Raw genomic sequence first — 12,604 nt, 5'->3', positions numbered from 1 at the left:
AGGTCAATCTGGGGTAAGTATGTGAGGATTTTTAATCACAAACCCGCGCTCAATACCTGACTGAAATCCGACTTTCTCATAAAGGTGATGCGCCTCTGGCCGGTTTTCCCCTGATAGCAGCATGACTTTATAGCATCCCATGTCCCAGGCGAGTAAGAGGGCTTTCTCGATGACTTTCTGGCTCAGTCCTTGCCGCCTGTATTGGGCCGAAGTAATGACATGCTCGATGATGGCAAAAGGCTGACCCCCGTTTGTCATGGTAGGCACCAGGCCAAGCTGGCAGGTGGATGCCAGCACGCCATCAATATCAGCAACAATGATTTTTGTGTGCGGGCTGTTGAGTAAATCCTGCCAGCATTTCATGGCCTGTGGCTCCGATAATACGGGGTCATGAGGGCGCAGTTCTGCGTAGAGTTCGCGTACACCTGCTAAATCGCTGGCCTGGCAGCACCGGATGATGTCCACTGAGGTTCTCCTGTGTCAGAAAGATGATTGATGAGGTTATCTGTCAGCTAGGAGGCACAATGCGAATGCACCGCACACAGTCCTTTCCAGTCTTCAAGATCTTGCTCTGGTTTTTCTTTTCGGAATTGTGCGTAAAGTGCAATGCCTTGTTTATCTTCCAGAATATCGACCTGAATCCCTTTTTCCCGCAGCAAATCTTCGTTTCCTGAGGCATTGGTAATATCGCCGACGACAACCCGCTTGAATCCGCGCATGTACAGGAGCGTCGCGCAGACATCGCAAGGACTCAGGCTGGTAAACAAGGTGGTCTGGCTGAAATCTATCCTGCCTGCATCGCGAATGGCAGAGGTCTCACCGTGGTTGTACGGGTGATCTTCCTGAACCAGCGTATTGTGGCCTTTGCCAACTATTTGTCCGGTTTGGTTATTGATGATCACTGCACCAATCGGACAACCGCCTTCGTCGTAACTTTTTTGCGCCAGCAGAACAGCAATGTGCATGTAATCAGCATCGGATAATTTGCTTGTGAAGTCATGGCCCATCAATACCAGCAAGCTGGTCGTTGGCATATGGGCAATAGCGCGAAGGGCGGCTTCATTGATGTCTGAATGTGTATCCAGCAGGGGCGTCATAAGGTTCTCTCTGTTCTCGGGAAATCAGTAACAGAAGTATAACGCCTGATTTTGTTGATCATTTTACTTCGGCAGATTGCCATCTGTCATGGCTCACATTCTTGCCCGAAAACAATGCAAATGGTGAAGAAAAAGCCCTCTGCCAGCTTTATCGATTACCCATCAGGCAATCTGTTGCTTGAGTTGATCTGCCTGCTCTGAAAAGATCGCCATGTCGTTTTGTTTATGACCTTTTACAACGCTAATCCACTGAAGCCCGGTTTCGTCAGTATGCTCGAACTCAATCTGCAGTTCATATTTACGTGCAGTGGCTAAAGCGCTCAGCGCGCCAGTGATAAACCCGAACGGCATGAATATCCAAGCGATTCCTGCAGGCTCCATGAGCCCTATGACGCTGGAAACGATCATGCCGATAATAATCACTCTGAACAGATGATCTTTCAGCGTATTTACTTTTACTCTCGCATTTTTAATTCTTGATAATGTGTATTCATCGGCTTTGTAGATGAAATACTGGCGACTGATTGAAAAATCTTGGGCGGAGGCCATAGTTGTTGCTTTTCCTGCTTGTATGTTGCTTTCTTTATGGACATTGAAGAGTCCGGTTATTTTCTGCCTGGTTCGTGTGCTTCATACTGGGGCAGGTTGATATCCAGGCTATCCCAGCTGGCTTTCGACGTGACAAAGTTATGCGATATGGGTTTTTCGGCGATCTCTGAGTCAATAATGCCGAGCCTGATTCGAATGCGGGCGGGATCTGCCGTATTGGAACTGTATACCGGCGACGCGCAGATACGGCAGAAATGGCGTTGTCTGCCAGACCGTAATGCAAAGTGATTCAGTAATTCCTGCCCCTGGGTAACAGCAAAATCTGATGTATTTACAAACCCGTTTGTGGCAAAAGCAGAGCCTGTCGATTTTCGGCATAAAGAGCAATGACAGTGAATGATATCACTGATTTTGCCAGTAATGGCCAGCTGTACGCCGCCGCATAAACAACTGCCTGTATACATGAAGCACTCCTGGTAGTAGTTATGGCACTTACAGCATCCGCACGAATTTAGGTATTAACGTGCGCGAGGACCGCAATAATGTAAGCACTCAGTATGATGGCCCAGAATCTGACGAGTGCATGGCTGATCTTCCCTTTCGGGTTTGCTGCACATAGCCATAGTGAACGTACGGCAAATACGCCAAATGCGGAAAGAATAAAAGAAAAGAAGACCGTGTGGATGGCAACATGATTGAAATGCATCACACCCGACTTAACCAGAAAAAGCAGCACCAGGCTTACCCCGATACTGACCAGAAGTGTTAAGACAAGCCCGCCTAAACTGACCAAAACGACGGCCTTCCAGACAGCAATCTGACCGTTCCAGGCTTGTTTAATAAACATCTGTTTCCCGTGCAATGGATGTCAACTCGAATAAAGAACCAATAATTTGGCCGCATTATCCTGATTTACTGCAACTTTTCATGTATTTCGTGCTGTGTGGTTTCAGTTTTGTGCGCTTACGCAACATGTTGCCAATTCAGGTCGGCGCTCTTCCCTGCATGCCACAGCCCTGATATCAGTGCTCGAATAGAGAAACGACTTTCAACTTACCCCAAACGGTGCGCCCATTTGCCCTGGTTCTCTCGTTCGCAATTTTCTTCTGTGTCATACGCGATATGGGCAGACGGCCTGTTCAGGCGGATATCAACTGCTGCCAGTTTTTTGACTATCAAGGCTTCAAGTACAGGCTTTCCCGCAGCATCATAAAAGTGTGACAGATTCACATTGGTATCGAACACACAAACCACTTTCAGGCTGTCAGGAAAGTGTGAGTAATCGACCAGGTGGGTCAGCCACTGAAAGCCGGGGTAAGCCTCCAGCGCATGGTTACACACTTCTGTCAGTAATATTCTGATTTGATTGTCCGTTTTTTTATCGGTCTTACGCATGTTTGTCTCGTTGAGAGCGGCAAGCTTGATGTTTTGCTTACCGCACTGTTTGCCGGAAGGGCGATACGGTAACGTTTTGGACAGCACAATAAAAGTGCCTGTTTCAGTTGTCTGGTTTCTCGTAGCTGGCGATGAGGGTTGTGGCCCGAACTGATGGCGTAAAATAATGCTGCTTTATCGCCATATACTCTTTGTCGTTAAAGAATTGATTTTTCATTTCTTCACTGGGAAAGCAAATAGAGAACACACGGTTGATGGGTGCAGACACCTGTGAAATTAACACCTCAGAGACTTTGAAATCATACCCATAGCTGCCGTTATAGCGGGATAAAATGGGGGTCATTTCGCGTCTGTACTGTGCGTATATTTCATCGTCCGCGACATCAAGCGCGACCAGCATTTCAAAAGACATAGTTACTTCCCTATTCTGTGTTTGTCTGAAATCGTAGAGTAATCCTTCGGGAAAACCTAGCCTGTTGAGTGAAGATTCAGAGTTTGCTCAAGGGATACGTTAATATTTATCCAGAATGTTATCAGGCCAAGCCCTTGCTGTGCTTCCATAGCTTGCTCCTATCTGAACAATCCGTGATTTCAATTACCCAGCCTGAGTAACTTTAGGTACTCTTTATTTAATTTAAATCAGTTGGTTAGCAAATTATGAATAAGAAAGCAGCATTAGTGGTGGAAGGCGGTGCGATGCGCGGTATTTTTGCCAGCGGGGTACTGGATGCTTTTATGGACGATAGCTATAACCCTTTTGATTTGGCCATCGGCGTTTCAGCAGGCGCATCCAACTTATTGGGGTATCTGGCGAATCAGCCTAAACGGAGTTATCGCGTTATCACGCAGTTAGCGACGGATAAACGATTTTACAATCCCGCTCGCTTCCTGAAAGGAGGCAACCTGGTTGATGTGGAGTGGCTGATTGATGAATCATTGCGGCTCTATCCGCTGGATCAGCATAAACTGTTCGGGAAAACCGCACTGATTGCCGCAGCAACCAATGTTAATACTGGCACCGCTGATTATTACAACGTGAGCCCATTAAATGTCAGCGATGTCATGGAAGCGACCAGTGCGCTCCCGATTGCTTATAAAGCGACACCCTGTTTTGCTGGTGGCTGTTATACCGATGGCGGCGTGGCCGACTCGATTCCGGTGCGGGAAGCCTACCGTCGCGGAGCTAGAGACATCACAGTGATTTTGTCACATCCACTGAGCTATCAGATGAAACCGGCAAAATATCCCTGGATGATGAAAAAAGTCTTCGTCCGTCAACCCCAGATCGCCAGTGCTATGATCAAACGTGCTGATAACTATAACGCGTCGCTGGAGTTCATCCGTCAACCGCCGCAAGATGCCATAATCCGGGTCATCGCCCCGCCAGAGAGCTTCAGCGTGAAGCGTTTAACAATGCGAAAATCTACTCTGGATGAAGGTTACAAGATGGGCCTGAAAGAAGGCATGCTGCATATACATCGCCGAAAGTCTCTGAATGGCTCCCATGATGAAAACTGCCAGTTTTGTCTGTGAGAAACTGTTTCCTCACAACAAGGGCTAAAAATTAGTGTAACTGTTATATATTTATCGCCTTTTTCAGCTTGATGATTTCAAATTGAGTGCAAATTACTCAATGCAGGGTTTACCTGAGGGAGAATGATGAACGCGTTAGTTTCAACATATTGGCTGGAAAGGAAGAGCAGATCGCCGGAAGTGGTTATCTTCGATGCCACCATGCAAAGTGTGACTGGCGATAATTCCGACCTAGACACACGGCAGTATATCCCCGGTGCTCTTGTGTTTGATCTTGAGCGGCAGTTTTCTGCTTCTTCTTCGTTGCCTCACACCGCACCGGAATATGAAGCATTTCAGCGAGAAGTCTCCAGACTGGGCATTGAGACGGATTCTGTGATTGTCATTTACGATGCAAAAGGTATCTACTCAGCGCCGCGCGTCTGGTGGCTGTTTAAACTGATGGGGCACGAACAGGTTTATGTGCTGGATGGCGGTTTGCCCAAATGGATCGCAGAAGGCCGGGCTGTCGTTGCTTCTCCCGTCATTCCTGAGAGCGGCAACGGGTGGCAGGGTGAGTATCGCACAGGGTGGATTTCTGACTGGCGAGAACTGGCAGAAAAAGCCGGTCTGCCGAAACATCATATTATTGATGTACGCAGCGCCGGGCGGTTTTCTGGTCAACAGCCAGAACCACGACCAGAGCTGAGAAGCGGGCATATTCCCCATGCGATAAACCTTCCCTTCGCCTCTTTTATTGAAGACGGCCAGTATAAAGACCCAGACAAACTGCAGGCGTTGTTCGCACAACAGCAGGTGTTCGGCGACGAAAAACTGTATTTCAGCTGCGGCTCAGGCGTAACCGCCTGCATTGGATTACTGGCGGCTTATCAGTGCGGGTACAGAAACCTGTCGGTTTATGATGGCTCCTGGGCGGAGTGGGGGCAGCGAACCGATTTGCCGGTTGTTTGAGGTCACATTGTTATCAGATCGGTCTAGTGATCACATCTCGTACTTTTACAGAATGTCCACAGTGGAATGCGATCCATACAGCATTATTAAATGTGGCAGGGAAAATAGTTAAAGTGACAGTCTAAAGCGACATTTCTGAAGGTGAATTATCATTTAAATTAGTGACTTAGTGATATAAGCTCAATGAAAATCATCTCATTGCATATTCATCATGGTATCCGAACACAACAAACCAAAGCGATTTGTCAAAGCGGGTTATCAACCGCTGGAAGATTACAGTTACATCAACAAGCTGCCTGTTCAGGTACAGGATCAAGTTAAAGAGTCAACTGCCGACTTTGAGTGCAATATCCTTATTTATTGTACGCCGGATGAGCTGCGCTCGTTACAAACCGGTTACTGGACACTGAAACACACCGCCGAAGAAACAGCGATCAGCCGCTGGGATAAGTCGCCAACGCCTGAGGGGCATACGGTTCTGACCGCACAGTGTATGCAGCAAGAAGAAAAGCACTTGTTGAATGAATGCTTTGTACATACTGGCTTGGCCAAAGCCTATACCATTCAACCGCAGTCTAAAGGCAAAGGGGTTTTGAATGCTGAGTTCATCCCGGCGAAACTCGCCGTTCAGCTTGATGACCGATTAGGCTGGCCAACAACAGGTTATTTTTACTACTTTGTAGAAAATGAGCTGTATCAGGAATGTAAAATTAGCGGTGAGGACCGATGGAGTTTCTATTTCACGCAATCAGATGCGAGCAAACTGATAGATGATTTGCTCTCTGAGCACCATTTTTCAAGTTTGCTGTTGCCCTACAAAGTGGAAGGACAAACCGTAGGCGGACAATACATTTTATTTCGCCAGCATAAACTGACAGAAGATGAATTCGCCAACATATCGCCAAGCTGGCTTGAGAACAATGCTGTCGCCTTAGATCTCAGTGGCGCCATAGCCTGCCGCAGTGAGGCACCGCAGGAGCGCAGCAGCCAGGGTGAATCTACATCAGCCAGCAGCGAGCAGAAATCAACGCATTATCAAGTTCAGTTGGACCCGCAATCCCGTCATCGTGAAAGCTGGCCGGACATTGCGCAAAAGCATGGCTTAACTGCCAAGCAATTGCTCGAATTAAACCCGCATTACAACGACGATCCTTTAAAACTGCAGGTCGGTGATAGCCTGCTGGTGACTGTGTCGGGTATGCAAGCAAACAACAAGCCAAAAGAAGTGCTGCCCCCGACCACCAACTTAGCGCCGGGCAAGGCTTACCCCTTCGGTGATATTTGGGGGCGTTATCATCAGCAAACTATGATGCCCTGGCTACAGCATATTCAGGAGAACAGCCGGATACTGGCCAATACACCGGTAATTAATGCTGCACAGGTGAAAAAGCGCCTTCTGCGCATTGGTGTGTTCTTTGATGGCACAGGTCAGAACAAAGATAATGATTTGTACAAAGAAACCTATGGCAACAAATCACGCTCGAATATCGGTAGACTGTTTGATGCGTACCCGGAAGAGTCGGGCAAGATAGCCAAGATATATGTGTCCGGGGTGGGTACGGTCGATGGCGCCTACCTAACGCCAGAACTGATTGACAAAGGTGAGGATGAAACCAAATTTGCTCAGGCTCTGGGTATTGAGCTGAGGGATGCCATCAAAACAAAGTCAGAAAAATTAGCTGATGTGTTTGATAATAATACGGAAAATCTTCTTGAGAAAACCAGTGCCTTTACAAGTGGCAGACTCTTATTCGTCAGCTTAGGGATTTATTATCTGCAGAAAGTTTAAAATACTCAGAAGTAACCCATATTGAGTTCGATGTTTTCGGCTTCAGTCGTGGTGCTGCTCTGGCGAGACATTTTGTTAATGCCGCGCTTGCCGGCTTGCCGGACTACACCCGGCGTCGTGTTGATAGCAATCCCTGTGGCATCGTTCCCAACCTGCTCGGAACAGAAACGGGTGAATATTTCAATGCATCCCAGGGGTACGAAATCGATCAGACAAGACAGGTGAGTCTTCGTTTTGTTGGTTTATTTGATACCGTCGGCTCTTTCTATTTACCCGGAAATGATGACGAAGGAAACTTTATCCTGTCACTCAAACCAGACTGTGCACAAAAAGTGGTACAACTGTGCGCACACCACGAATACCGGAAGAATTTCCCGCTGACCACGCTGAAAACACACGGCCTGTTACCCGACAATTTTTTTGAAGAGATCTTCCCTGGCGCACATTCGGATGTGGGCGGGGGATATTCATCTGAACAGCAGTATGATAAACAAGGCTTACCCTCACGTTATGGCATGCCAGTGGATTCCACCTTCAACCGTGAACTGGTTAAAACCGAGTCCTATGACGCTGAGTATTATCAGGCTGAGATTGAGTGGAATAAATTTGGTTACAGCTCGCTTGGCACACCGGAATCTTTTATGGAAGATCTCTGCCGGGAAAAAGAGTCGGCCTGGAGTCAACATTGCCTCTCAAAGTATGGGCAATACGGGATCGTTAAAGCGGATGGGCCAAGGTTATATTTCTACCGGCTGCAAGCAGTAAATAATGCAGTTGCCGGCCTGACGCAGGAACGAATGAAACAACAGGCCGAGTTGGCTGGCATTGAATGGAATGAAGTGATCTACCGTAAACCTGAAGACTTCGATGCTGATCCCAATATCCTGAAGCTTTGGGATCGTCTGAAGGATCTTCCATTAGGCGCAATCACACCAGCCCATTGGATTGCTGAGGTGAGCCAACATGGTTATCAATGGATTCATCGCCCGCATGATGCCATGATTAATCCGGGTTGCGGTACAGCCTACGAATATCTTGTCAATAATCCTACACGTAACCGGAACGATGAACTGGAAAGGAATGTTTTTAGTAATGGCTAGGACAACATTAGTAATTTTATTGGCGGTATTTACAATTTTGGTGAGTGGATGCTCCCCCCAGTCACCCCAGAGGATAAGTATTGCCAATATAGGTAATGCAGGCAGTACAACGGGTTATCATGGTATCGGACTGATGACCATTCGCGATACCAGTGGCGGCGGTGCCGGGTTTGCCTATGGCGCTGTCAGTGGCTATCCGGGGGCCAGTGCTGACATTGGGGGGATAGGTATTCCTAAGCACATCGAAGGTTATTGGGCAAAAATAGCCGCCAGTGGTGATGCTTTTGAGGCCCATTATAAAATTTCTGCACCAATTGACGCGCAATTGGCAGAGAAAAAAATTCAAGCACTCAATCACTATTATGCAAACTATACCCGCAGGAAAGGGGTCATGCAGGTGGTTGTCGATAGCGAGCGTGTCAGAGTTTTCTATACGCTGAAATGTCATGAACCGTACGATAACTGCACACCTAAAGATAATGCCAATTCCGACGGCTGGGTTGTTCGTGCCCCTCATGATTCAACGGATGTGGTTTTGTTATTTGACGGTAAGGGTGAATCTTCAGATACGCCGTTTCCAGGTTCGCCGTATTATAAAAAATAATCTGATGTGTTCCCCCTATGCGTTAAGGCATAGGGAATCTGATCATGCATTTTCCAAAAGTTGAATTGAAAACATTAATCATGACGAAATGTCAAACCATCGCTTTGTTGCTGACACAGATGTTTCTGATGTCAGGGTGTTCACCCCAGCAAACTGAGTATGAAAACAAGAAAGCAGTGGTTGCTAGATTCGGTAATGCTGGCAGCACAACCGGCTATCATAATATCAGATTGATGACCATCCGGGACATCAATGGTGGTGGAGCCGGGTTTGCTTATGGTGCTGTGAGCGGTTATCCGGGGGCGAGTGCTGATATCGGTGGTGTAGGTATTCCTCAGCATCTGGAAGGCTACTGGGTAAAGTACAATCACGATGAAAACACTAGAGATAAATTTTTTAAAATTTCAACGCCAATCGACGCGCAATTGGCAGAACAAAAAATTAAGACACTGCAGAATTATTACCAAAATTTCAAAACCATTCACGGTATTATGCAGGTGGTTGTTGATAGTGAGCGTGTCAGAGTCTTCTACACTTTAGGCTGCCACGAGCCATATGATGACTGCACACCAAAGGAGGATGTCAATCACAGCAGTTGGGTCATACGTGCTCCCGCTGGCTCTGAAGATGTGGTTCTGTTGTTTGACGGCAAGGGTGAATCATCCGACACCCCGTTCCCCGGTTCGCCGTATGAGGAAAAGTGATGGAAGGGTTGCTGACGTCACGGGTGTATTTATTTTCGAGCTATCAGTTTCTCAACGGATGGTGTATTCAGTGGTTTCAAAGTACAGCCTATGGTGAAGAATGTATCGAAAGTTTTTCTCACATCGCTGATTTTTCTGATGTCAGGTTGTTCACCCCAGCAAACTGAGCATGGCAACAAAAAAACAGTGGTTGCTAGGATTGGCAATGCAGGCAGCACAACCGGTTATCACAGTATCAGGTTGATGACCATTCGCGACACCAGTGGTGGCGGAGCCGGTTTTGCCTATGGTGCTGTGAGCGGTTATCCGGGGGCCAGTGCTGATATCGGCGGTATGGGTATTCCTAAATCTATTGAAGGCTTTTGGGCAAAACAAACGGCTAGTAAAGATGCTTTGGAAGGATATTTTAAAATTTCAGCACCAATTGACGCGCAACTGGCAGAGAAAAAAATTCAAGCACTCAATCATTATTATGCAAACTATACTCGCAGGAAAGGCGTCATGCAGGTGGTTGTCGATAGCGAGCGTGTCAGGGTTTTCTATACGCTGAAATGCCATGAACCGTACGATAACTGTACTCCTAAAGAAAACGCCAATCCTGACGGTTGGGTTGTTCGTGCTCCTCATGATTCAACGGATGTAGTTTTGTTGTTTGACGGCAAGGGTGAATCATCCGACACCCCGTTCCCCGGTTCGCCGTATGAGGAAAAGTGATGGAAGGGTTGCTGACGTCACGGGTGTATTTATTTTCGAGCTATCAGTTTCTCAACGGATGGTGTATTCAGTGGTTTCAAAGTACAGCCTATGGTGAAGAATGTATCGAAAGTTTTTCTCACATCGCTGATTTTTCTGATGTCAGGGTGTTCCCCCCAGTCACCCCAGAGGATAAGTATTGCCAATATAGGTAATGCTGGCAGCACAACCGGCTATCATAATATCAGATTGATGACTATTCGCGACACCAGTGGTGGTGGTGGCTTTGCCTATGGTGCTGTGAGCGGTTATCCTGGTGCGAGTGCTGATATCGGCGGTATGGGTATACCTCAGCATCTGGAAGGCTACTGGGTAAAGTATGATCGTGATGAAAACACCAGGGATAAATTTTTTAAAATTTCTGCACCAATTGACGCGCAACTGGCAGAGAAAAAAATTCAAACACTCAATCGCTATTATACAAACTATACCCGCAGACAAGGGGTTATGCAGGTGGTTGTCGATAGCGAGCGTGTCAGAGTTTTCTATACGCTGAAATGCCATGAACCGTACGATAACTGTACTCCTAAAGAGAACGCCAATCCTGACGGTTGGGTTGTTCGTGCTCCTCATGATTCAACGGATGTAGTTCTGTTGTTTGACGGCAAGGGTGAATCATCCGACACCCCGTTCCCCGGTTCGCCGTATGAGGAAAAGTGATGAAATCAGGATCTAATCATTCAGACTGAGATTCGGTTGGATTTCAGCAGCCCGATGCTGGCAGCTTATCAGTGCGGGTACAGAAACTTGTCGGTTTATGATGGTTCCTGGGCGGAGTGGGGACAGCGAGCCGACTTACCCGTAGTTTGAGGTCGCCGGCTCGTTGCTGATTATGGTGGTTATGACACTATCTGGTAAGTCTGAATCTTAGGCAGTTTCAGGGAGATCAGGGTGGTGAGGACCAAAAAGATGAAAGAGACCCACAGGCAGGCGGACAGTCCTGCAATCTGGAAGATCCAGCCTGACAGCACTGTGCCTATCAGTCTCCCCATAGCATTGGCCATGTAGTAGAAGCCGACATCCAGTGATACGCCATCGTCTTTGGCATAGCTGACAATCAGATACGAGTGCAGCGACGAGTTAATTGCAAAGATGGCGCCAAAGAGCATCAGCCCGCCGACGATCACCAGTTCCGGCTGCCATTGAATCTGCACCCCGTAAGCGATACCTGCGGTAATGATGGCCAGCAGCAGTGCCCAGCGTGTTGCGGCTTGCCCGTCTGGCACTTTACCTTGTGCTTTTCCTGTCAGTTTTGGTGCAAAGCCCTGCACAAAACCATAAGCCATTACCCAGGCCGCCATGAAGCCACCGACAGCACTGTGATTCCAGCCAAAGACGGAACCGAGATACACAGGCAGCGCAACCACAAACCAGACGTCTCGCGCCCCGAATAGGAACATACGCGCAGCAGAAAGGATATTGACGCTTTCGGATTTGGAGAACATCTCGGCAAATTTGGGCTTATTTTTCGCTTTGCCCATGTCGGCTTTCAGCGTCAGGATACTGCTGACGAATACCAGCGTCAGCACACCCGCCATTGTCAGCACCGCATTCTGGAACCCTATTACGCTGAGTAGCAGACCGCCGAGGAAGAAGCCAGCGCCCTTAAGGGTGTTTTTTGACCCCGTCATCAGCGCAACCCACTGGTACAGAGCACTTTGTTTGTTGTCAGGCACCAGGGTTTTGATCGCGCTCTTGGCACTCATTTTGTTGAGATCTTTGGCGATCCCGGACATTGCCTGTGCGGCCATTACCCAGGGAATCGTCAGCATGGGATTGGGTACAGCCAGCATCAGCAGGGCAACAATTTGCATGCCAAGGCCAATGTTCATGGTTCGGTTCAGACCCAGTCTGGCACCCAGCCAGCCCCCGACCAGGTTGGTGACTACGCCGAAAAATTCATAGAACAGAAAGAGGGAGGCGATGGCGAGGGTGGAGTAACCCAGCTCGTAAAAGTAGAGTACGACTAACATGCGCAACGCGCCGTCAGTGACAGTGAAATTCCAGTAGTTAAAGGTCACCAGCATATACTGGCGAACCGGCTGGCTGAATTGTGAGAAATATTTAACAAACATAGACACGACACTCGTATTGTTCGCCGTTTCGGCTGCTGGCTGCGATGCAAAACA

Annotated in this window: 16 protein-coding genes and 1 pseudogene; 9 read left to right on the top strand and 8 right to left on the bottom strand. The window is 47.8% G+C overall.

Going from position 1 to position 12,604, the window contains the following annotated elements; all coding sequences use genetic code 11:
* Window positions 1-3 precede the first annotated feature (3 nt).
* From L6J37_RS16035 to L6J37_RS16005, 7 genes are all read right to left on the bottom strand, one after another.
* Entirely contained in the window at window positions 4-465 is a 462-nt protein-coding gene (locus tag L6J37_RS16035; RefSeq protein WP_237795852.1) for a GNAT family N-acetyltransferase, read from the bottom strand.
* Window positions 466-512: 47 nt separating this feature from the next.
* A complete protein-coding gene (locus L6J37_RS16030) occupies window positions 513-1,097 on the bottom strand; it encodes a nucleoside deaminase (RefSeq protein ID WP_237795850.1) in 585 nt (194 codons plus the stop codon).
* Window positions 1,098-1,259: 162 nt separating this feature from the next.
* Window positions 1,260-1,646 (bottom strand): hypothetical protein, encoded by a 387-nt coding sequence (locus L6J37_RS16025; RefSeq protein WP_237795848.1) that lies wholly within the window; start codon window positions 1,644-1,646, stop codon window positions 1,260-1,262.
* A 56-nt stretch (window positions 1,647-1,702) separates the two neighbouring features.
* Window positions 1,703-2,110: a GFA family protein gene (locus L6J37_RS16020; protein ID WP_237795846.1), complete on the bottom strand. Its 408-nt coding sequence runs from the start codon at window positions 2,108-2,110 to the stop codon at window positions 1,703-1,705.
* A gap of 47 nt (window positions 2,111-2,157) precedes the next feature.
* Entirely contained in the window at window positions 2,158-2,493 is a 336-nt protein-coding gene (locus tag L6J37_RS16015) for a hypothetical protein (RefSeq protein ID WP_237795844.1), read from the bottom strand.
* Window positions 2,494-2,699: 206 nt separating this feature from the next.
* Window positions 2,700-3,041: a Fis family transcriptional regulator gene (locus tag L6J37_RS16010; protein ID WP_192014439.1), complete on the bottom strand. Its 342-nt coding sequence runs from the start codon at window positions 3,039-3,041 to the stop codon at window positions 2,700-2,702.
* 103 nt (window positions 3,042-3,144) lie between these two features.
* A complete protein-coding gene (locus L6J37_RS16005; RefSeq protein WP_192014437.1) occupies window positions 3,145-3,453 on the bottom strand; it encodes a DUF1330 domain-containing protein in 309 nt (102 codons plus the stop codon).
* 245 nt (window positions 3,454-3,698) lie between these two features.
* Between L6J37_RS16005 and L6J37_RS16000 the strand changes: the two genes are divergently transcribed.
* The 9 genes and pseudogenes from L6J37_RS16000 to L6J37_RS15960 all read left to right on the top strand — a co-directional run.
* On the top strand, window positions 3,699-4,574 hold the full coding sequence (locus L6J37_RS16000; RefSeq protein WP_237795842.1) for a patatin-like phospholipase family protein: 876 nt from the start codon (window positions 3,699-3,701) through the stop codon (window positions 4,572-4,574).
* Window positions 4,575-4,697: 123 nt separating this feature from the next.
* Window positions 4,698-5,525 carry a sulfurtransferase gene (locus L6J37_RS15995; protein WP_237795840.1) on the top strand — a complete coding sequence of 276 codons (828 nt, stop codon included), beginning with the start codon at window positions 4,698-4,700 and terminating at the stop codon, window positions 5,523-5,525.
* A gap of 211 nt (window positions 5,526-5,736) precedes the next feature.
* A complete protein-coding gene (locus L6J37_RS15990; RefSeq protein WP_237795839.1) occupies window positions 5,737-7,314 on the top strand; it encodes a LysM peptidoglycan-binding domain-containing protein in 1,578 nt (525 codons plus the stop codon).
* Between the two features lie 95 nt (window positions 7,315-7,409).
* Window positions 7,410-8,414, top strand: coding sequence for a phospholipase effector Tle1 domain-containing protein (locus tag L6J37_RS15985; protein ID WP_330872804.1), 1,005 nt, complete (start codon window positions 7,410-7,412; stop codon window positions 8,412-8,414).
* Window positions 8,395-9,018, top strand: coding sequence for a hypothetical protein (locus tag L6J37_RS15980; protein ID WP_237795838.1), 624 nt, complete (start codon window positions 8,395-8,397; stop codon window positions 9,016-9,018). Before L6J37_RS15985 ends, L6J37_RS15980 begins: the two co-directional genes overlap by 20 nt.
* Before the next feature lie 44 nt (window positions 9,019-9,062).
* Window positions 9,063-9,722 (top strand): hypothetical protein, encoded by a 660-nt coding sequence (locus tag L6J37_RS15975; RefSeq protein WP_237795837.1) that lies wholly within the window; start codon window positions 9,063-9,065, stop codon window positions 9,720-9,722.
* Between the two features lie 90 nt (window positions 9,723-9,812).
* Window positions 9,813-10,436: a hypothetical protein gene (locus tag L6J37_RS15970; RefSeq protein ID WP_237795836.1), complete on the top strand. Its 624-nt coding sequence runs from the start codon at window positions 9,813-9,815 to the stop codon at window positions 10,434-10,436.
* Between the two features lie 90 nt (window positions 10,437-10,526).
* Complete coding sequence (locus L6J37_RS15965; RefSeq protein WP_237795835.1) at window positions 10,527-11,135, top strand: hypothetical protein; 609 nt, start codon at window positions 10,527-10,529, stop codon at window positions 11,133-11,135.
* Window positions 11,136-11,189: 54 nt separating this feature from the next.
* Window positions 11,190-11,285: pseudogene (locus tag L6J37_RS15960) on the top strand (sulfurtransferase); the annotation flags it as partial.
* Window positions 11,286-11,314: 29 nt separating this feature from the next.
* Here L6J37_RS15960 and arsJ read toward each other — a convergent pair.
* Complete coding sequence (arsJ, locus tag L6J37_RS15955; protein ID WP_237795834.1) at window positions 11,315-12,550, bottom strand: organoarsenical effux MFS transporter ArsJ; 1,236 nt, start codon at window positions 12,548-12,550, stop codon at window positions 11,315-11,317.
* Window positions 12,551-12,604 lie beyond the last annotated feature (54 nt).

Origin of the sequence: Photobacterium sp. WH77, from assembly GCF_022014395.1 — a bacterium.
GTDB lineage: Bacteria > Pseudomonadota > Gammaproteobacteria > Enterobacterales > Vibrionaceae > Photobacterium > Photobacterium arenosum.
The sequence above is the reverse complement of the archived record's forward strand: the minus strand, read 5'-3'. Positions and strand labels throughout refer to the sequence as shown.